An 18,863-nucleotide genomic window follows, 5' to 3' on the forward strand; every position below is an offset into this window, starting at 1 on the left:
GGCACTCCACCCCCTCCCTTTTGTCGGCTCAGCGGTAGCGGTCGTTGTCGCGCAGGTGCTCCGCATACGTGTGGTTCACGTAGATTTTGCCGCCCGCGTGCAGGAAGTACAGGGCGTCGCGCCCATCCGCCATTTTGCGCTGCGGGTTGACGATGCTCAGGAGCGCGGCCTCGCCGGGGTTGTTGATGGGGCCAGCGGGCAACCCCTGGCGGGTGTAGGTGGAATAAGGCGTATCCACCTTGAAGTCCCCCGCCGAGCGGTCGAGTTCCGGCAGGTCCTTGCCCAGCCCATAGGCCACGGTGGGGTCGCTGCCGAGCGGAATGCCGTCGCGCAGGCGGTTGAGGAAGACCCCGGCAATGACCGGCATCTCTTCGTTGTTGGCGGCCTCGGCCTGCACCATGCTCGCCAGCGTCACCCAGTCGCGCACGTCGAGGCCGAGCGCCTTCGCCTTGGCGACGTTGCCCGGCGTGAACTCGGTTTCCATGCGCTCCACCATCTTCTTCACCACGTCAGTGGCGCTGTCCTTGGGGCGGAACTCGTAGGTGGCGGGAAACACGAAGCCTTCGAGGTTCTTCTGCTTGCCCCGGGCGTAGCGGCTGAGCGACGCGTCGTTGAGCGCCGCCGTGATGGCCGCCGCGTCGAAGCCCGCCTTCTGGAAAATCTCGGGCAGGTCCTTGATGCGCCGGCCCTCGGGCACGGTCACGTTGACCACCGGAACGCGGGCGGGGCCGTCCAGCGTCTTGACGACCTCATCCACCGTCATCTGACCGTTGAGGTCGTAGGCGCCTTCCTTGAGCCGCGCCGCCGCGCCGCTTTGCTGCATGGCGTAGCGCAGGATGCGGGCGTTTTTGACGATCTTCTTGTTTTCGAGTTCGCGGGCGATTTGCGGCACGGTCTCGCCGGGCGTGACTTCCAGCGTGTAGGGGGCGCCGCCCGCCGGGCCGAAGAGGCTGCGGAAATAGGCAAAGGCGCCGAGCACGGCCAGCAGGCCCAGCACGATCAAGCCGAGCAGCAGTTTGGCCCAGAGCGGCAGGCCACGGCGGGAATTCAGGGTCGTCATGCGTTTACCTCAGGAGAGTCTTGGGAAGGGTCAGGGGCAGCTGCGGGGTCAGGGGTCAACAGATCGGCGCCCACGCTCGCCAGCCGCCGGGTGAGGTCAGGGTCAGCGGGCGGGCGAGCCCCGAAGCGCGAGACCACCCAGCCGCCCACCTGCACGGCGACGCGGGCGGCGCGCTCGGCGTCGTGGTGCCGCAGCCACTGCGACAGGAAAGCGCCCCCGAAGGCGTCCCCGGCCCCGGTGGCGTCCACCAGCGGGTCGCGGGTGGCGGGCACCTGCACGCGGGCGGTCTGCGGGCCTTCGATCAGGGCACCGTCCTCGTCCATCTTCAGGGCAATCAGGGCGCGGGGGTAGCGGGCCCGCAGCCAGGTGAGCGCCGCTTCGTTGTCGCGCTCGCCGCTCATGGCGCGGGCCTCGTCGTCGTTGGGAAACATCACGTCGAAGGGCAGCGCGTCCACGATGTTCAGGAAGGCTTCGCGCCCAAGTTGCTGAATCATCTGAAAGCTGCCGGGGTCCAAGCTGAGGGTGGCGCCCCCCGCCTTGGCGATGCGGGCCGCTTCGAGCGCGGCGGCGCGGGGCGGGTCACGAAACAGGCTCCAGGCGGTCAGGTGCAGGTGTCCGGCACTGGAGAGCACGTCGCGTGGCAGCTCCTCCGGCAGCAGTTCCCAGTCGGCGCCCTGCCCGGTCAGCATGGCGCGCTGGCCCCGGCGGTCAATCAGGGCGAGGATGACGCCGGTGGGGTGCGCGGCGCTTGCCAGCACCTCGGCGCGCACCCCCTCGGCGCGCAGTTCGGCGGTCGCCAGTTCGCCGAAGCGGTCCTGGCCGATTTTGCCGACGAAGGTGGTCGGGGCGCCGAGCCGCGCGGCCCACACGGCCAGGTTGGCGGCGCTGCCCCCGCCGGAGAGTTCCAGGCGCCCGGTGGTGTCGCCGCCCGGCAGCAGCAGGGTGTCGGGTTTGGCCAGTACGTCCCAGGCGAGGTCACCCAGGGACACCAGCGGCGGCGGCAAGGCCGGAAAAGAGGCGTCTGTCATGCGTAAGGCTCAGGATAGCAAGGGGCCAGGAGAGTAAGGGGGCTGCCGCACTCGGCCCAGCTCAGGCCTCCCGCTCCCGCACCGGGGTCTGCATCTCGCGCAGTGCGAGCAGGCTCAGCCCCAGCGCGAGCAGGTCCAGCGCGGCGTGGACGCCATACATCACCACGTCCTGCGTCCGGAAGCCCTCGCTCACGCCGCCCAGCGGCACGGTGTTGATGACCCCGATGGCAAGGGCGAGCGGCGCGGCCACGTTGAGCCACTCGCCCAGGCGCCGGCGCCCCAGCGCGTTCGCCGGGTCGGTCGCGTAGCGGGCGAGCGTGCCGTACACCGCGTTCTTGGCGAAGATGTACCCGAACGACAGGGTTTGCAGCGCCGTCAGCGCCACCGGGTTGACCTCCGCCGTCACGTTGCCGCTCAGCGCCAGCAGCCCGATGAGCCACAAAGACAGCCGCAGCGCCGTGAGCCAGGGAAAGAAAATCCGCAGCGCCCTGAGCGTGCCGTCGGTGTCCGGCGTGCCCTGGCCGAGCAGATAACGCCCGAAAATGACCGCCCACCACGCCCCCACCAGCGCGGCGAGCAGCGAGCGCAGGCCGGTGACGACCGTGCCTTCATTCAGCCCCGGCAGCAGCGTATACGCGGTCAGCCCCAAGCTGGCGGCCACGTAGAGCCACTGCGCGGTGAGAGCCGGGAGGCGCCAGCGGTTGCCGGAAGCCCCTGCCGGCGCGGTCACAGGCCCAGCTTGGCGGTCAGGCGCTCGCGGACGACTTCGGGTTTGGCCTTGCCGCCCATCGCCTTCATGACTGGGCCGAACAGCGCGTTCATCGCCTTGGCGTTGCCACCGCGCACCTTCTCTACAGTCGCGGGGTCGGCCTCCATCGCGGCGTCAATGGCGGCGTCAATCGCCCCGGTGTCAGTCACCACGCTCAGCCCGCGCTCCTGCACCAGCTGCGCGGGGTCGTGGCCCGCCAGCACGTCGGGCAGCAGGTCTTTGGCAATCTTGCCACTGATGGTTCCGGCGTCAATCAGGCCGACCAGCGCAGCGAGGTGTGCGGGCTGGAGGTCGCTGTCCTCAACTCCCTTTTCCTGCGCGGCGAGTGCCCCGGCCACGTCGGTGAGCAGCCAGTTGGCGAGCTTCTGGGCATCCGGTTTCTGGGTGTCGGAGCCGCTTTTGAGAGCCTCGTCGTAGAACTTCGAAAGGCTGACGCTCAGGCTCAGGGTCTGCGCGTCGCTCTCGCGTACGCCCGCTGCCCGGTAACGCTCCAGCTTTTGCGCGGGCAGTTCGGGCATCCGGGCGCGCACCTCGGCAATCCACTCGGGGGTGATGTCGAGCGGCGGCAGGTCGGGCTCGGGGAAGTAGCGGTAGTCGGCCTCGCCTTCCTTGGTCCGCATCAGGAAGGTCTTCTGGCCGCCCTCGTCCCAGCCGAGCGTGTCCTGGGTGATGATGCCGCCCGCGTCCAGCACCTTCGCCTGCCGCGCGGCCTCGTACTCGATGGCGCGGGCCACCGAGCGAAAGGAGTTGAGGTTCTTGACTTCCACCTTGGTGCCCCAAGGCTCGCCGGGCTTGTGAATGGAAATATTCACGTCGCAGCGCATCTTGCCTTCCTCCGGGGTCGCGTCGGACACGCCGAGCGACTGCGCAATGGCCTGCACGCTTTCCAGAAAGGCGCGGGCCTGCTCGGGGCCGGTGATGTCGGCTTCCGTGACCATTTCAATCAGCGCCGAGCCCGCCCGGTTGAGGTCGAGCAGCGAGTAGGGCGCGTAGGTCGGGTGCACGAGCTTGCCCGCGTCGTCTTCAAGGTGCGCCCGCTTGATGCGGATGCGCTCGGGGCCGCCCTCTCCCGGCACGTCCAGATACCCGTCACGCGCAATCGGGCGATCGTACTGCGAGAGCTGAAAGTTCTTGGGGGCGTCGGGGTAAAAGTAGTTCTTGCGGTGAAACTGCGTAAAACCCGACACGTCGCAGCCCAGCCCCAGACCGAACATCATGGCGAGTTCCACCGCCCGGCGGTTGAGGGTGGGCAGCGTGCCCGGCAGGCCCAGGGTCAAGGGGTCGGTGAATTCGTTCGGCCCCGCGCCGTGGTAGTCGGCGGGGCAGGCGCTGAAGATTTTGGACCGGGTGTTCAGTTGCAGGTGCACTTCGAGCCCGATGACCGCCTGATACGTCATGGGAAAAAGGATAGCGCCCTGACCGCTGCGCATCTGGAGGGCGGGCAGACAGCGGCAGCGGGGCAAACAGGACAACAGGACACACGCCCGCACAAACCGACTTCAGGCCGCTTCTCACGAGATTGTAAGGGGGGCCCTTATTCGTCAGGGTGGGGGCGGCCGGCGGCGGAGACGAACTGTTAGACTTCTCATATGCCGCGCATTCTGGTCGTGGACGACGACGCCGCCATTGTCAAGCTCATCAGCGTCATTCTCAGCCGCGCCGGGCACGAGGTGCGGAGCTGTTCGCATCCGGTGGAAGCGCTGGACCTGCTCAAAGTGTTTACCCCTGACCTGATCATCAGCGACGTGGTGATGCCGTACATGACTGGCCTGGAATTTCTGGAACAGGTGCGCGACCACGAGAACCTTTCGGCGATGCCGTTCATCTTGCTCTCGAGCCACGCCGAGCGGACCGATGTGCGCCGGGGCATGAACCTCGGCGCCGACGACTACCTGCCCAAGCCCTTTACGCCGCAGGGCCTGACCACCGCTGTGGACGCCCGGTTGCGCCGGGTGGGCCTGACCGCGCAGGCCGAAAGCGGCACCCAGGCCAAGGGGCTCGGCACCGCGCAGGTGCTGTGGCAGGGGCAGCAGGTGTCGTGGGTGTCGCGCAAGGCGCTCGAACTGTTTTTCTACCTGCTCGAACACAAGGAAGTCACCAGCTGGGAAGCCGCCGAGGCGCTGTGGCCCGAAAAAGACGAGTCGCGGGCGAGCAGCCTCTTTCACACCACGCTGCACCGCCTGCGCAAGAGCCTGAACAACGAGGCCGTGACCAGCCAGAACCGCAAGTACGCGCTCGCCGCTGGCCTGAACCCCGAGTACGACGTGCAACGCTACGAACTGCTCGCCGGACAGGCCGAAGCGGGCAGTCTGGGCTACGAGGAGCTCAAGGAACTCGTCGGGCAGTACGGCACGTTCCTGCCCGGCGCCGACAGCCCCTGGGTGGACGACGTGCGCTCGCGGCTCGAACAGACCCAGATGAACCTGCTCGGCCTCGCCGCCCGCGCCGCGAGCCTGGCCGGCAAGCCCAAGGAGGCCGCGCAATACCACCAGCGCGCGCTCACGCTCGACCCCCTCAGCGAACAGGACTGGAAGGGCCTGCAAGCGTCGCTCGACACCCTCGGCGACCCCCGCGCCCGCATGGCCGAACAGCGCGAGGCGTGGTGGGCGATGGATTTCGACTGAGGGAAGAGAAAAAAGAAACGGCGCCAAGGTCAACTCACCTTGGCGCCTTTTTTCCTGCCTTAGAGCAGTTCTCCGAATGACGCGTGCGTCGGAACAGCACCGCCACCCGCTCCATTCTCTGCTTCGCAGCTTTGCAAGTCCGTTCTGCTCCGTGTTTTGCACTCGCTCCGCTCGCCAAAAAGCTGTGCCATCTTTTTGTCAAAGGCTCTACAGGAACGGATTGCTCCGCTTCTCCCGTCCAATCGTCGTGAAGCCGCCGTGGCCGGGGTAGACGTAGGTGTCGTCCGGCAGGCTCAGCAGTTCGCGCTCGATGCCCGCGATGAGCTGCGGGTGGTTGCCGCCCGGCAGGTCGGTGCGCCCGATGCCCCCGGCAAAGAGGGTGTCGCCCGCAATCACGAAGCCGTCGCCCACGAACACCACATGCCCCGGCGCGTGCCCCGGCAGCTCACGGGCGGTCAGGGTGAGGTCGCCTGCCGTGAAGGTCTGGTCCTGGGCAATCTGCTGGTCGGGGTCGGCGGGCTGCACGAAGGGCAGGTTCCAGCGCCCCGCCGACGCCGCGCCGAGGTGATAGGTGGCGAGGTCGTCCGCGTGGAGGTGAACCGGCACGCCGAGCGCCTCGCGCACCGGCTGCACCGCGCCGATGTGGTCGAAGTGCGCGTGGGTGAGCAAAATCGCCTGCACGTCCACCCCCGCCGCGCGCACGAGGTCCAGAATGCGCGCCGCTTCGTCGCCGGGGTCAATCAAGAAGCCCTGGTTGTCCGAGCCCGCCACGAGCAGCGCGTTTTCCTGAAGGGGGCCGGTGGGGAGCGACCACAGACGAACGGAACCGTGGGTGCGGGGAGCAGGCAGCGTCATGAGCGCAGCATAGCGGGGCGACTCCGCTTGCCCCTCTGGCCCCCATGCCCGATGATGACGCCATGCAACACACCCGCACCTGGACGGACGTGTACGGCTCGCCCCGCGCCAGCTTCGAGGGCCGCGCCGGGGGCCACCGCTGGCTGGTCGCCGCGCCGCCCGAACTCGCCGCTGCGCTGCCCGCCGCCCTCGCGGCAGTGGACGGCAAGGGCACCTTCGAGCTGCTCGTCCACGACGGACTGACCCCGCTGCTCGGCGCGCTGGAAGAAGGCGAACACCGGGGCGTGCTGGTGGTGGCCGAGCGGGCCCTCGCAGGTGGCCCAGCGGTGGAGGTGCCCGCGCGGGTGGTGGACGACCTCAGCGGCGCGCCCTACCAGGAAGGCGGCCCGTTTCCCGCCTGGACCGGCGCCGGGACCGTAATGGGGGAACAGGGCGAGTGCGCGGCAGCAGCGCGGCAGCCTCGCTCGGCGTGCCGGTGGTCGTCACCGACCCGGCGGGCGTGGCTCAGGCGCTGACCGCCTGGCTGGACGCGACGCCGCACGGACGCTGACCCACTGACCCTGATGACCCTGCCCCGCCACAATCTTTCCGAACGGCCAAGAGGCACAAACGGGCGGAGACTTACAATTTGAACCATGCAGATTCTCTCCAAGGTGGTGGTGCTGATCGGCCTGGTGGTCATCGTGGCCAGCCTGTTCTATCTCGCGAAGAACTACATCGACATCAACCAGCTGCACGCCATCGCCTACGCCAACAAGAGCAACGAGGGCCCCAACCCCGTCAACAACGTCATGCTCATGACCGCGCTCGCCGTCGCGGGCGGCTTTCTCACCGGCCTCGGCCTGAGCATGCCCAAGCGCTGAGCCACCGGCCAAATAGAAAACCCCTCCGGCTGGGAGGGGCTTTTTTATGGTGCAGCGGGGGTCAGCTCAGCGCCCTGACCAGTTCCGCCTTGCTCATGCGGCTGCGGCCCGCGATGCCTTTTTCCTTGGCGCGGTTGTAGAGCTCGTCGCGGGTCAGGTCGCTCAGCGCGGCGTCCGGGTTGCCGGTGCCCTGGGTGCGCTTGTTCGGGGTGCGGCCCTCTTCGCGGCGGGATTTGTTGACGGTGCGGGCGGCGATTTCCTCGGCGCGGTCTGGCGACTCGCCGCGCTTGACCTCACTGTCCTTGACGTGCTCGTACTGACGTTCGTCTTTGTTGCTCCAGGCTTTGGGCATGGCGCACCTCCGGCGTTAACGTAAGCCTCGCGGCCCCGCGCCAGAAAGTCGGACTTTCTTTATTCCCCGCCGACCACCGCCTGCACCCGGCCCACCTGCCCGCTCGTCAGCCGGACCTTGATGCCGTGCGGGTGCGAGGGCGAGCGCGTGAGCAGCGCCGCGACCACGCCACGGGTCAGCTTGCCGGTGGGCTGGTCCTGCTTTTGCACGATGTCCACGGTCAGGCCGGGCCGAATCTGGGAGCGGAGGGGCGGCATGTTGCCAGCCTACCCGTTGCCCCGGACGAACAGAGCGAACTGCACGGCCCCCGCCCGCCGGGCGTGAACGATGGCGCCGCCGGGCAAGGCAGTCTCCACCGCGCTCAGGTCAGGAAAGGTCAGCCCACCGAGCCGGGCGAGGAGCCCTTGCAGCGGCCCGCCCGTGCGCGGCACGAACATCAGCCACAGCTTGCCACCGGGACGCAGCAGCCGCGCGCACTCGCCGAGCAGCCGCGCGGGGTCGGCGGTTTCGTTCAACGTCGCCCCAACGACCACGCCGTCGAAGCTCGCCGTGCGCCAGCCGGTCTCTTCCACGTTCGTCTGCACCCACTCGATCTGGGGCCGGGGTTCCCGCCGCGCCGCCGCGTGCAGCATGGCGGGGCTGAGGTCAGCGGCCACCACCCGGCAGCCCGCCCGCGCCAGCACCCCGGCGTAAAACCCGGTGCTGGTGCCCACGTCCAGCCAGCGTTCCCCAGCATGAGGGCGGCACAGCCCGAGAAACAGCCGCGCTTCCCGCGCCAGCCCGAACGGTTCTCCGGCCAGCCACGTCAGCGAACGGGCGCGCCACAGGGGATACCCCCAGGCGGTCAGGGGAAAGAAATTGCTGCGTTGAGCGGGAGTCAGGTTCATAAGTCACCTTGACATCGAAAAGGGGCGGAGGGCCGCAAAAGCAAAAAGCCGCCCGGATGGACGGCCTCTGCGGAGAGGTTCGGGGCTCAGGCGTTGGCGTCGAGGGCCAGGGTATTCTGCTTGCGGTACTCACGGTTTTCGGCCCCCACACCCAGGATGAAGAAGGTGGGCGCCCACTGACCGACGAACAGGGCGTCGCGCTTGGAGTCGTCGTCGCTGGCAGTGAAGTAACGGTAGGCGCTATAGCCGATGGAGGCGTAGCCCAGCAGAATCATCAGGTCGGACATCTTCAGTTTCATGGGGTGCTCCTTTGTCCACCTCGGGTTCCGAAGTGGCAGTGCCTCAGCATGACCCGCAGAAACCCTGACCGGATGGCAGCCGTCCTTAGTATTTCTAACGGGAAGGGCCGCAAAAGTGCGTCTCTGTAAGCAAAACTACAGCTCCGGTCAAACGGTGACCTGCTCCGGCGTCAGGTGGTCGTGCCGGTTGACCCAGCCCACCAGCGGGCCGAACTCGGGCGGGTCCTGCGGGCCGGGCAGGGTGAGCAGGGTGGTCGAGGTGTTGGCGACGCGGAAAAACGCCGTGCCGTGGCTGATGAGCTCGCGCAGCAGAAACTGGGTGAAGTGGCCGTGGGTGACGAGCCCCACCGTGTCCTGAGGGCCGTGCGCCGCGCGCAGTTCACCCACCACGCGGGCCGCGCGGGCCAGATAAGCCGCGTGGTCCTCGGGCTCGAAACCGCCTTCCCAGGCCGCCTCCGCTGCGAGGTCGGCGGGCCAGAGCAGCGCGGGATTCTCAGTCAGCAGCTCGGCGTGGGTGCGGCCCGGCACCGGCCGGGGCACCCCGGCCTCGTCGCGCAGGAAGAGGCCCTGGGTCTCGTGAGCGTGCGTGAGGCCCTGCACGCCGAGCCCCAGCACCGCCGCGAGTGGCGCCGCCGTCTGCACCGCGCGGGTGGTCAGGCTGCAATACAGGTGGGTCAGGCCGCGCAGGGTCTCGTCGGTGCGGGCGAACTCGGCGAGCGCCCGTGCCTGCGCGTGGCCGAGTTCGGTCAGGGGCGGGTCGGCGGAGCGGCCCTCGCTGCCTCCGGTCTGGGCGTAGAGCAGGTTGTTGGTGGACTGCGCGTGCCGAATGAGCAGGAGGTTCACGCCCGGATTGTAGAGGGCAGGCAAAGCAAAACCCCCGCCAGTTTCCCGGCGGGGGCGTACTTCACTCAGTGGACTCGACTCAGGAGTGGGTGTCAGCCCTTGTTCTTGGGCTGCCACTTCTTGCGGCCCGTCTCGGCGTTGACTTCGCCGGTCTGGGAGGCAGAGGGCTCGGGGGTGGCGGGCTGGGTCGTGACCGGGGCCGCGTCGGGGGCGGAGGTCGCCTCGGGGCCTTCTTCCAGCCCGTTGACGCCGACTTCGTCGAGCACGACGTGTTCGGTGATGGGCGCGGCGGGGGCAGCAGGAGCGGGCGCCGCTTCGGCTTTCGCCTTGGGGTTCCACTTCTTGCGCTCACCGCTCTGGGCGGGGGCACTGGCCTGCTGGACCGGAGGCTGGGGCAGCGGATCCTGAATATCGCCTTGCACGGGGGCAGGAGCGACGGCAGGCTGAGGAGCAACTTCCTGCACCGCTTCCTGAACCGGGGCCGACCCTTCCGCCGCTGCCGGAGTTTTCGCCTTGGGGTTCCAGGCCTTGCGTCCCGTGGCGCCCGTTTCGGCGGGGGCGGCAGATGCCGTGGCCTGAGCTGCCGGCGCCGGGTTCACGTCGTCGCGCATGGGGGCGGGCGCCACAGGGGCAGCGTCCTCGGGCTTCGCCTTCGGATTCCAGGCTTTGCGGGCGGGGGCGGCACCTTCAGCGGCAGGGGCATGAGCAGGAACGGCAGGCTGCGCGGCGGGCGCGGTGCCCACGTCGTCGGCCTTCGCTTTGGGGTTCCAGGCCTTGCGGGTGCCGGTAGCTTCGGGGGCCGGAGCTGCGGGTGCGGCTTCGATAACCGTCGCGGTGGAGGCCACATCATCCGCGCTCGCCTTGGGCTTCCAGCTCTTGCGGGCGGGAGCGGCCCCCTCGGCAGTGGAGGCGGCAGGGGCGGGCGCCGGAGCCGCCGCGCTCACGTCGTCGCCGCCCTTGGGCTTCCACGACTTGCGGGCCGCCGGAACAGGCGTGCCTTCGCCGCTGGGTGCAGGGCTGGGGGCCGCCGCCTGAGCCTCGGGCTGGGTGCCGGCGTTCGCCACCGGGCTGCCGGGCTGGGCGTTTTCCACGTCGGCGCTGGTGGTGCCCACCACGTCGTCGCGCGGGGCGTCGGCGGAGGGGGCGTCGCCGGTGCGTTCCATCGGCAGCGCCGCGTTGGGCACTTCGACTTCGGGCGAGGGCGCCACGGCAGGTTCGACCCACTCGCCACTGGCGCGCTGCACGCTTTCGAGCATCAGCTCGGCCACGTCTTTCACGATGATGTCGTCGCGCTTTTGCTTCTCGGGCGTGGAGTTCATCATGGATTTGCAGAAGGGGCAGCCCACCGCCAGCACCTTGCCGGTGCGTTCAAATTCGGCGCTCGCCTCGGCGGCGGTGTCGAGCCGCGCCTGCAATTCGCGGAAGCGGTTGTCGGAGACGCGCTCGCGGCCTTCTTCCTCTTCCTTCCAAAACTGAGCGCCGCCCGCACCGCAGCAGAACGAGTTCTCGCGCTGGCGTTCGATGTCCAGAATTTGCCCAGCCATCTGCGAAATCAGCTGGCGGGGCGCCTCATACACGCCGTTGTGGCGGCCCAGGTAGCAGGGGTCGTGGTAGACCACGTTGTCGTGCAGCTGCGCGGTCGGCAGCTTGCCCGCCGCCACGAGTTGCTCGAGGTATTCGGTGTGGTGAATGGTGCGGTAGTCGCCGCCGATCTGCCGGTACTCGTTGCCGATGGCGTTCATGCAGTGCGGGCAGGTCGCCACGATCAGCTTGGGCGCCACCTGATTGAGCGTTTCCACGTTTTCCTGCGCGAGTTGCTGGTACAAGAATTCGTTCCCGGCGCGCCGGGCGCTGTCCCCGGTGCAGGCTTCCTTCTTGCCCAGCACGGCGTAGTTCACGCCCGCCTTGTCGAGCAGTTGCACGAAGGAGCGGGCCACCTTCTGAGCGCCGGGGTCGTAGCTCGCGGCGCAGCCCACCCAGTAGATCACGTCGGGTTCGGGGTTTTCGTCGATAGTGGGGACTTTCAGGCCCTCGGCCCACTCCATACGCTTGTCGCGCGAGATGCCCCAGGGGTTGCTGGCGCGTTCCATGCCGCGGAAGGCGGTCTGGAGCTGCGGCGGGAACTCGCCCTGCACCATCACCAGGTTGCGGCGGATGTCCACGATGTCGAGCATCTGCTCGTCCTGCACCGGGCACACCTGCATGCAGGCGCCGCAGGTGGTGCAGGCCCACACCGATTCCTCGTTGATGGCGTATTCCAGCAGCGGACGGGCGGTGCTTTCGCCGGCTTCGAACGGCACGGGCCTGAGCACGAAGGGGTTGTGCTGCGCCGCGATCACGTTCAGTTCCATGCGCTTGTTGATTTCCAGCGCGGCGGGCGAGAGGGCCTTGCCGGTGGCGTTCGCCGGGCACACGTCCTGACAGCGGTTGCACTGAATACAGGCGTAGGCGTCGAGCAACCGGGGCCATTCCAGGTCTTCCAGTTTTTCCACGCCCAGCTTGGGTTCCTCGGCCTCCATCGCTTCTTCCAGGCCCTTCATGGGGGGCAGGGTGCCGCTGTTGACGGGGCGCTTGAGCGCGTAGTTGACCGGCGCCATGAAGATGTGGATGTGCTTGGAGAAGGGGAAGTAGCTCAGGAACAGCAGAATGCTGCCCAGCGCCCCCCAGAAGCCGAAGAGGCGCCAGCCCTGCAAGGCCGAGTCGCTCAGGCCGCCGAACAGCGCGCTGCCCACCGCCGAGGAGAACGGCTGGAAGGCGTCGTAGTGCCCCGCGTCCAGCCGGGCTTCCTGCACCATCTTGGCGGCGTTGCCGATAATGCGGCTCCCGACGTGGAAGGTGATGAAGGCCGAGACGATCAGCGAGTCGCGCTTGATGTAGTTGTCTTTGACGAGGGGATGCAGCAGCGTCTTGTCGGTAAAGCGGAAGTCGCGCCGGCTCTTGCCCCACAGGCGGCGAATGACCAGCCCGATCACGCCGATCAGCACGCCGAGGCTCAGGATGTCGGCCAGGACGTTGTAGAGCGCGCCTAGCGGAGTGGCACTGCTGATGTGCAAGAAGGGAAGGTAGCCTTCCAGCCCGTCCACGACGTTGACGAGCAAGTAGTAGGTAAAGCCGTAGAAGATAAAGGCGTGCAGGACGCTAATCCAGGGCCGCTTGCGGAAGGTGCGTTCCTGGGTCAGCGAGGTGACCAGCGCGTAGCCGATGCGCTGCGGGGCGTCGTTCCAGCGCCACTCGCTGGCAGGGACGCCCCGGCGAATCCGCAAAAACAGCCGGTAAAAGCCGTAAGCGCCGACAGCGCCGGTCACCAGAGCGAAGATGAAAAAGGCGATTTGATGGGCAAGGGGGAGCAACTCGGGAACCTCCGGGGGAAGCGCAGGGGCGCGGCGCAGCGGGGCAGGCGGAATATTGAACTCAGTACAAAGACTCGGGAGAGTATACCGAGTTGGCGGCTCCCTATAGCATAGGCCAGCCGCCGCTGACCCGCGTCTCATGCAGAGGCCCAAATCCACCGCGATTCCATGCCTGCCTACACTGCTCCCATGCCCCTGGGATGCCTCGCCTCACTGTTCGGCCTGCGGGACGCCGCGCCCGCGCCGGCTTCTTCCTCACCTCCATCTCCTCTGGCCGGCGAAAAACGGGTGCCGACTTCGCTGCCCGTCTCGGCGCGGCGCTACTTCTTTTCCGCCGACGAGAACGCTTTTTTTCGCGCTCTGGAAGACGGCTGCGCGGCACGAGCTACCGGGCCTTTCCCAATGTGCGGCTCAACGACCTCTTTACCATCGACGACCCCGCCCAGCGCGGCGCGGTGCTGGGGCGGCTGCGCGACAAGCACGTGGATTTCATCATCGTGGACGCCGCCGACCACTTCCGGCCCCGGCTGGCCATCGAGCTCGACGGCAAGTCGCACCAGAAAGCCGAGCAGCAGTACCGCGACTCGGTCAAGGACGTGATTTTCCGCTCCGGGGGCCTCACGCTGCTGCGGCTGCCTTCGCGCCGCTACTCGGTGGCGGAACTCAGAAACGAACTCAGACGCGCTGGCCTCAAGTCGGGCAACTGACGTACACTGCGCCCCGAACCACAATTCGAGGGAGGTCTTTATCTTGAAACGTACCCTGCTCCCCGCCCTGCTGCTCGCCTCGTTCGCTGCCGCGCAAACCGCCGCGCCCGCAGCTCCCTCGCCTACGCCGGCGCCCGCCAGCGCGACCCGACTGCTGCCGCCTATCAGCGACGAGCCGATTTTTGTGGCGTACCCGCCCGACAAGTACAGCGTGGGTTTCGACCACGTGCTGCTCGAAGGCAGCGTCAAGCCCGGCGCGACCTTCAGCCTCGGCGGACAGCCGGTGGACGTGGGCGCCGACGGCCTGTTTATCGAGTGGGTGCCGCTGACCCCCGGCGAGAATGTGCTGAAGCTCGAAACCACCCTCGGCGGCGTGACCAGCACCAAAGAACTGCGCGTGACCAGCCGCCCGCAGACAGTCCTGAGGGGCGCGGCACAAATCGTGGCCGACAGCGTGCTGCCCGACGAGAACCGGGTGGCCTACCTGCAACCGGCGAACCTGGAAACGCGCGGCGTGCCGGTCGGCTTCAGCGGCACGCCCGGTGGGAAGGCGAGCTACAAGGTCGGCGACCTCGGCCCCTTTCCCCTGGCTGAAACGTCGCCCGGCGAGTACGAGGGCACCTTCCTGCTGCCCGCCCAACTCGCCGCTGCGCCCGTGTCCTTCACGCTGACCGGCGCGGACGGCACCACGGCCACCGCCGAGAGCACCGGCAAACTCAGCGTGACTGGCACCGGCCCCCGCGTGGCCGAGGTCACCGCCACCGTCGCTGGGCGCGGCCTGCAAGCCGCCGGGCAGGTGTGGCGCAACGGCGCGGGCCGCAACTTCGTGGTCTAGCCCCGCCCCGGCGCCCGGACCATCGTGGTGGGCGAGGAAGGGGGCACCTACACCGTGCAGGTGTCGGATGGCCTGACGCTCAACGCGCCGAAGAGCTCCCTGACGCTGCGCCCGGAAGGCACGCCCCTTCCCCGCGCCGTGTTCGCCAACATCAATGTGAAAAACAGCGGCACCCACAGCGAAGTGCAGGTGCTGCTCCCCGAGCGCGTGCCCTTTACCGTCGAGCAGCAGGCCGGACAGGGCGGCAGCCTCGACCTGCGGCTGTTCCACGCGGTGTCCGACGTGGAGTACATCGTCTCCGACGTCCCGACGGGCGCGGTGCGCGACGTGCGCTGGGTGCAGGACGCCGACGGCGTGGTCCGCCTGCACGTGGACCTGAACGGGGCGCCCTGGGGCTACGACGCGACCTACGGCGCCGACGACTCCGCCGAGCGCAACACCCTGACCCTGCGGGTGCGGAATGCTCCGGCCATCAACGCCCGCCAGCCGCTTGCCGGACGCACCATCGTCCTCGACCCCGGTCACGGCGGCGACGAGTTCGGCGGAGCGGGACCGCTGCGGGTGCCGGAGAAGAACCTCACGCTGCCGCTGACGCTACGCCTTGCCGAGTTGCTGCGCGAGAAGGGCGCCAACGTGATTCTGACCCGTGAGGCCGACACCACCGTGCCTATCTACAACCGCCCACTGCTCGCCGAGGCGAAGAACGCCGAGCTGCTCGTCAGCATCCACGCCAACGCGCTGCCTGACGGCGTGGACCCCCGGACCAAGCGCGGCAGCGGCGTGTACTTTTACAATCCACAGGCCCGCGCCCTGGCCGACGCGGTGCAGGGTGCCCTGGTGGAAAAACTGCCCGACGTGGGCAACGACGGCGTGCATTACCAGAACCTCGCGCTGACCCGGCCCACCACGCAGCTTTCCATCCTGATCGAGACGGCCTTCCTGACCGACAAGAGCAACCTCCGCACCCTGATGAGCGACACGGGCCGCGAGCGACTGGCGCAGGCCATTGCGCTGGGGCTGGAGCGCTTTTACCGGGACGCGGCGCTGAAACAGCGGTAATACGGTTTCAAATTGAGTCCCGGACATGTCCAGGCGCAATTTTGCGCGGAGCGCATGGAAAAATACGGTTTTAAGGAGATAGACGGACATCCGGCGCCTTTCCGGATGTTCGGGAATCGGATTAAAGCCGTATAATACCCGATTCCGGACAGTTTTGGCCTTCAGCACAGGGGCGGGAAGTGGCGCATGGCCTCTTTTCCTGCCCCGTGACCCTGTCAGCGCCCGCGCCCCGTAAACTGCCCGAATGGATTTGAAGGCCCAACTCAAAGCAGCCGTCGAGCAGGCCGCGCACCAGATGGGAATGCCCGTCGACGCCGCCATTCAGGAAACGCCCGCCAATAAACCCGGCGACTACGGCACGCCCGCCGCCTTCCAGATGGCGAAGGCGGCCGGGGGCAACCCCGCCCAGATCGCCGCGCAGCTCGCGCAGACGGTGGTGCTGCCCGCCGGCATCCGCAGGGTGGAGGCCACGGGGCCGTTCCTGAACTTTTTCCTCGACGCGGGCGCTTTCGTGCGCGGCGTGGTCGAGCGTCCCTTCGAGCTGCCCAAGCGCGAGGGCAAGGTCGTCATCGAGCACACCTCGGTCAACCCCAACAAAGAGCTGCACGTCGGGCACCTGCGTAACGTGGTGCTGGGCGACTCCATGGCGCGGATTCTGCGGGCGGCGGGGCACACCGTCGAGGTACAGAACTACATCGACGACACCGGGCGACAGGCCGCCGAGTCGCTGTTCGCCACCCAGCATTACGGCCGCGTCTGGGACGGCGTGCAGAAGTACGACCAGTGGCTCGGTGAAGGCTACGTGCAGCTCAACGCCGACCCCCAGAAGCCCGAGCTGGAAAGCGGCATCATGGAGATCATGCACAAGCTCGAAGCCGGGGAGCTGCGGCCCCTGGTCGAGCAGACGGTGAAGGCGCAGCTTCAGACCTGCTTTCGCCTCGGCGCGCGCTACGACCTGCTGAACTGGGAATCCGACGTGGTGGGCAGCGGGTTTCTGGCGCAGGCCATGAACATTCTGGAAGGCAGCAGGTACACCTCGCGCCCCACCGAGGGCAAGTACGCCGGGGCGTTCATCATGGACGTGTCGGAATTTATGCCGGGGCTGGAAGAACCGAACGTGGTCCTCGTGCGCTCGGGCGGCACCGCCATGTACGCCGCCAAGGACATCGGCTACCAGTTCTGGAAATTCGGCCTGTTCGAGGGGATGAAATTCAAGCCCTTCATGCAGGACCCCGAAGGCAACACCATCTGGACGAGTGCCCCGGACGGCCAGCCCGACGATGAGCGGCGCTTCGGGCACGCGCAGGAGGTCATCAACGTGATCGACTCGCGCCAGGACCACCCGCAGACGGTGGTGCGTTCGGCGCTGGGTGTGGCGGGCGAGCAGGAGAAGGAGGAGCGCAGCATCCACCTCTCCTACGCCTTCGTGACGCTGGAAGGCCAGACCATCAGCGGGCGCAAGGGCATCGCGGTCAGTGCCGACGACGCGATGGACGAGGCCCAGAAGCGCGCGCTGAGCGTCTTGCAGGGCATCAATCCCGACCTGGCCGCGCGCGAGGACGCCGCCGAAATCGCCCGGCGCATCGGCCTGGGCGCCATCCGCTTCGCCATGCTCAAGGCCGAGCCGACCCGCAAAATCGACTTCCGCTGGGAGCAGGCGCTGGCGCTGAACGGGGACACCGCGCCCTACGTGCAGTACGCCGCCGTGCGCGCCGCCAACATCCTGAAAAAGGCCGAGGAAGCCGGTTATGCCACCGACGGCACCGGGGCCGACTGGGACGCGCTGCCCGACATCGACCTCGTGCTCGCCAAGCAGATCGCCAAGCTGCCCGAAGTCGCCGCGCAGGCCGCCCGCATCCACTCGCCGCACGTGGTGGCGCAGTACGCGCTCGATCTCGCCACATCCTTCAACGCGTGGTACAACGCCAAAACCAAGCAGGGCAAACCCGCCACCAACGTCCTGCAATCGGAAGAAGGGTTGCGGGAAGCGCGGCTGGCGCTGATCGTGCGGCTGCGCAAAGCCTTCGAGGACACCCTGGACCTCATCGGCATCGAGATTCCGGCGGCGATGTAAACCGGCTGCGATGGGATCCCCCGGTTCTGGGGATTCCATCCGAACGGAGTGAGAAGCAGTAAAAAGGATTTCGGGAAATGGTCCCGCCTCCGGTGCCGTTCCGGAGGTGGGGGAATTGGACGAAATCCGTATAAACCCATTAAAAGCGAGGGGACAGAGAAGTCGGTTTCTCTGCCCCCTCGCCTTTAGCTTTTCGACGTCTCCGTCTGAGCCCGCTGCACCGCCGGAGCCGGGAGACCAGGCGGAAATTCCTTGTGCTGGCGGGCAATGGCGCGCTGCTCCAGGCCCTGATAAAAGCCGACCAGCCGGGCAATCATCTGCGGTGAGAAGCGGTTGCCGCCGAGGTGGGGCCCGTCGAGGCGCACGATCTCGCTCACGCCCTGTTCGGCCTTGGGAATCAGCAGTTCGGCATTCTTGCGCGAGGACACCACCGTGTCGGTGGGGCTGTAGGCCAGAAACAGCGGCAGCGGCGCCACCGGAGCCAGGCGCTGCGCGAGGGGCAGGGGGTCGAGGGTGGGGGTGGGCGGCACGGTCAGGCCATACGCCTTGCCGATTTCACGCTGGCGCGACAGGGCGCTGCCCCACGCGCCACGCAGGCTGACCCAGGCGTCAATAAGAGCTACGCCCCGGACGGTATAGGGCGAATCGGGCAGGGCGCTGCGCAGCGAGAGGAGCCCGCCCATGCTCAGGCCCAGGGCGTAGGTCCGGCTGTTCCAGCGAAATCGGCTGGTGGCCTCACGGTGAACCTGCGCGACTTCCCGCAGCGCTGCCGGACTGCCCCAGGTGTTTACGCCGCCGTCGCCGCTGAGCAGCACCGCGAAATCGGCGGCCAGCAGCGCCTGCGAGATTTTGCCGACCTGGGCACTGTCGCGCAGTCGGGCGGCGTCCTGGGCGCGGGGGTGCGACACCACCACCAGCGGGCAACTGCGCACCTGGCAATCGGCGGGCACTTGCAGCAGCGAGGGCGACCTGGGGTTCCCCAGCCGCGTCCAGCGCACGCCGCGTTTGGGCGCGAGGCCGACGGCGTACGACCGTGGCGACCAGGGGCTTCACCGCCGCTGTGCCCGCCGCCTGAGCGTGCGCCGCCAGCGGACCGAAACCCACCAGCAGCGCGAGCACACGGGCCAGCGCACGCCGGAAGGCGTCAGGGGGGTAGAGGAAAGGAAGTCAGTCACAGGGGCCTGGTCACGGGAGGGGGCGAGCACTGCCCCGCAGTATGCCGCCGCGCCGGGCAGGACAGATGAACCCTGAACGGAAC

Annotated in this window: 19 protein-coding genes; 7 read left to right on the forward strand and 12 right to left on the reverse strand. The window is 67.9% G+C overall.

The window, feature by feature from the left end; translation table 11 throughout:
* Positions 1–28: 28 nt before the first annotated feature.
* The 4 genes from mltG to gatB form a co-directional block, all read right to left on the reverse strand.
* Entirely contained in the window at positions 29–1,060 is a 1,032-nt protein-coding gene (gene mltG, locus DR_RS13130; RefSeq protein WP_010889177.1) for an endolytic transglycosylase MltG, read from the reverse strand.
* Positions 1,057–2,088, reverse strand: coding sequence for a carbohydrate kinase family protein (locus DR_RS13135; RefSeq protein WP_010889178.1), 1,032 nt, complete (start codon positions 2,086–2,088; stop codon positions 1,057–1,059). The genes mltG and DR_RS13135 overlap by 4 nt, the downstream gene beginning before the upstream one ends.
* A 61-nt stretch (positions 2,089–2,149) precedes the next feature.
* Positions 2,150–2,818 carry a hypothetical protein gene (locus DR_RS13140; protein ID WP_010889179.1) on the reverse strand — a complete coding sequence of 223 codons (669 nt, stop codon included), beginning with the start codon at positions 2,816–2,818 and terminating at the stop codon, positions 2,150–2,152.
* On the reverse strand, positions 2,815–4,254 hold the full coding sequence (gene gatB / locus DR_RS13145; RefSeq protein ID WP_027480100.1) for an Asp-tRNA(Asn)/Glu-tRNA(Gln) amidotransferase subunit GatB: 1,440 nt from the start codon (positions 4,252–4,254) through the stop codon (positions 2,815–2,817). The genes DR_RS13140 and gatB overlap by 4 nt, the downstream gene beginning before the upstream one ends.
* A 192-nt stretch (positions 4,255–4,446) precedes the next feature.
* Between gatB and DR_RS13150 the strand changes: the two genes are divergently transcribed.
* Complete coding sequence (locus tag DR_RS13150) at positions 4,447–5,481, forward strand: response regulator (RefSeq protein WP_010889181.1); 1,035 nt, start codon at positions 4,447–4,449, stop codon at positions 5,479–5,481.
* 207 nt (positions 5,482–5,688) lie between these two features.
* On the opposite strand, the gene DR_RS13160 is transcribed toward DR_RS13150, so the two are convergent.
* Positions 5,689–6,336 carry an MBL fold metallo-hydrolase gene (locus DR_RS13160; RefSeq protein WP_010889182.1) on the reverse strand — a complete coding sequence of 216 codons (648 nt, stop codon included), beginning with the start codon at positions 6,334–6,336 and terminating at the stop codon, positions 5,689–5,691.
* A 44-nt stretch (positions 6,337–6,380) separates the two neighbouring features.
* Here DR_RS13160 and DR_RS13165 point away from each other — a divergent pair, with 44 nt between their 5' ends.
* Positions 6,381–6,851: a hypothetical protein gene (locus tag DR_RS13165; RefSeq protein WP_010889183.1), complete on the forward strand. Its 471-nt coding sequence runs from the start codon at positions 6,381–6,383 to the stop codon at positions 6,849–6,851.
* A gap of 120 nt (positions 6,852–6,971) precedes the next feature.
* On the forward strand, positions 6,972–7,199 hold the full coding sequence (locus DR_RS13170) for a hypothetical protein (RefSeq protein WP_010889184.1): 228 nt from the start codon (positions 6,972–6,974) through the stop codon (positions 7,197–7,199).
* Between the two features lie 61 nt (positions 7,200–7,260).
* Here DR_RS13170 and DR_RS13175 read toward each other — a convergent pair whose 3' ends face one another.
* From DR_RS13175 to DR_RS13200, 6 genes are all read right to left on the reverse strand, one after another.
* Complete coding sequence (locus tag DR_RS13175) at positions 7,261–7,551, reverse strand: hypothetical protein (protein WP_010889185.1); 291 nt, start codon at positions 7,549–7,551, stop codon at positions 7,261–7,263.
* Between the two features lie 59 nt (positions 7,552–7,610).
* Complete coding sequence (locus DR_RS13180) at positions 7,611–7,808, reverse strand: YwbE family protein (protein ID WP_010889186.1); 198 nt, start codon at positions 7,806–7,808, stop codon at positions 7,611–7,613.
* Positions 7,809–7,817: 9 nt separating this feature from the next.
* On the reverse strand, positions 7,818–8,438 hold the full coding sequence (locus tag DR_RS13185) for a class I SAM-dependent methyltransferase (RefSeq protein ID WP_010889187.1): 621 nt from the start codon (positions 8,436–8,438) through the stop codon (positions 7,818–7,820).
* 86 nt (positions 8,439–8,524) lie between these two features.
* On the reverse strand, positions 8,525–8,737 hold the full coding sequence (locus DR_RS13190; protein WP_010889188.1) for a hypothetical protein: 213 nt from the start codon (positions 8,735–8,737) through the stop codon (positions 8,525–8,527).
* A 147-nt stretch (positions 8,738–8,884) separates the two neighbouring features.
* Positions 8,885–9,580 (reverse strand): histidine phosphatase family protein, encoded by a 696-nt coding sequence (locus tag DR_RS13195; protein ID WP_034350585.1) that lies wholly within the window; start codon positions 9,578–9,580, stop codon positions 8,885–8,887.
* A 92-nt stretch (positions 9,581–9,672) separates the two neighbouring features.
* Complete coding sequence (locus tag DR_RS13200) at positions 9,673–12,930, reverse strand: heterodisulfide reductase-related iron-sulfur binding cluster (protein WP_027480098.1); 3,258 nt, start codon at positions 12,928–12,930, stop codon at positions 9,673–9,675.
* A gap of 200 nt (positions 12,931–13,130) precedes the next feature.
* Between DR_RS13200 and DR_RS13205 the strand changes: the two genes are divergently transcribed.
* From DR_RS13205 to DR_RS13215, 4 genes are all read left to right on the forward strand, one after another.
* A complete protein-coding gene (locus DR_RS13205) occupies positions 13,131–13,637 on the forward strand; it encodes a DUF2726 domain-containing protein (RefSeq protein WP_010889191.1) in 507 nt (168 codons plus the stop codon).
* A gap of 43 nt (positions 13,638–13,680) precedes the next feature.
* A complete protein-coding gene (locus DR_RS16970; RefSeq protein ID WP_234944655.1) occupies positions 13,681–14,472 on the forward strand; it encodes a hypothetical protein in 792 nt (263 codons plus the stop codon).
* A 24-nt stretch (positions 14,473–14,496) separates the two neighbouring features.
* Entirely contained in the window at positions 14,497–15,531 is a 1,035-nt protein-coding gene (locus DR_RS16975) for an N-acetylmuramoyl-L-alanine amidase family protein (RefSeq protein ID WP_010889192.1), read from the forward strand.
* A gap of 244 nt (positions 15,532–15,775) precedes the next feature.
* Positions 15,776–17,605 (forward strand): arginine--tRNA ligase, encoded by a 1,830-nt coding sequence (locus tag DR_RS13215; RefSeq protein ID WP_010889193.1) that lies wholly within the window; start codon positions 15,776–15,778, stop codon positions 17,603–17,605.
* Between the two features lie 185 nt (positions 17,606–17,790).
* Here DR_RS13215 and DR_RS13220 read toward each other — a convergent pair whose 3' ends face one another.
* On the reverse strand, positions 17,791–18,603 hold the full coding sequence (locus DR_RS13220; RefSeq protein ID WP_010889194.1) for an alpha/beta hydrolase: 813 nt from the start codon (positions 18,601–18,603) through the stop codon (positions 17,791–17,793).
* Positions 18,604–18,863 lie beyond the last annotated feature (260 nt).

This window comes from Deinococcus radiodurans R1 = ATCC 13939 = DSM 20539, from assembly GCF_000008565.1.
In the GTDB taxonomy this organism is placed as follows: Bacteria; Deinococcota; Deinococci; order Deinococcales; family Deinococcaceae; genus Deinococcus; species Deinococcus radiodurans.

What these genes read in the sequence shown, in the direction of transcription:
- mltG (WP_010889177.1), bottom strand. Translation starts at nt 1,060, where the DNA reads ATGACGACCCTGAATTCCCGCCGTGGCCTGCCGCTCTGGGCCAAACTG.
- DR_RS13135 (WP_010889178.1), bottom strand. Translation starts at nt 2,088, where the DNA reads ATGACAGACGCCTCTTTTCCGGCCTTGCCGCCGCCGCTGGTGTCCCTG.
- gatB (WP_027480100.1), bottom strand. Translation starts at nt 4,254, where the DNA reads ATGACGTATCAGGCGGTCATCGGGCTCGAAGTGCACCTGCAACTGAAC.
- DR_RS13150 (WP_010889181.1), top strand. Translation starts at nt 4,447, where the DNA reads ATGCCGCGCATTCTGGTCGTGGACGACGACGCCGCCATTGTCAAGCTC.
- DR_RS13160 (WP_010889182.1), bottom strand. Translation starts at nt 6,336, where the DNA reads ATGACGCTGCCTGCTCCCCGCACCCACGGTTCCGTTCGTCTGTGGTCG.
- DR_RS13165 (WP_010889183.1), top strand. Translation starts at nt 6,381, where the DNA reads ATGCCCGATGATGACGCCATGCAACACACCCGCACCTGGACGGACGTG.
- DR_RS13170 (WP_010889184.1), top strand. Translation starts at nt 6,972, where the DNA reads ATGCAGATTCTCTCCAAGGTGGTGGTGCTGATCGGCCTGGTGGTCATC.
- DR_RS13175 (WP_010889185.1), bottom strand. Translation starts at nt 7,551, where the DNA reads ATGCCCAAAGCCTGGAGCAACAAAGACGAACGTCAGTACGAGCACGTC.
- DR_RS13180 (WP_010889186.1), bottom strand. Translation starts at nt 7,808, where the DNA reads ATGCCGCCCCTCCGCTCCCAGATTCGGCCCGGCCTGACCGTGGACATC.
- DR_RS13185 (WP_010889187.1), bottom strand. Translation starts at nt 8,438, where the DNA reads ATGAACCTGACTCCCGCTCAACGCAGCAATTTCTTTCCCCTGACCGCC.
- DR_RS13190 (WP_010889188.1), bottom strand. Translation starts at nt 8,737, where the DNA reads ATGAAACTGAAGATGTCCGACCTGATGATTCTGCTGGGCTACGCCTCC.
- DR_RS13205 (WP_010889191.1), top strand. Translation starts at nt 13,131, where the DNA reads ATGCCTCGCCTCACTGTTCGGCCTGCGGGACGCCGCGCCCGCGCCGGC.
- DR_RS13215 (WP_010889193.1), top strand. Translation starts at nt 15,776, where the DNA reads ATGGATTTGAAGGCCCAACTCAAAGCAGCCGTCGAGCAGGCCGCGCAC.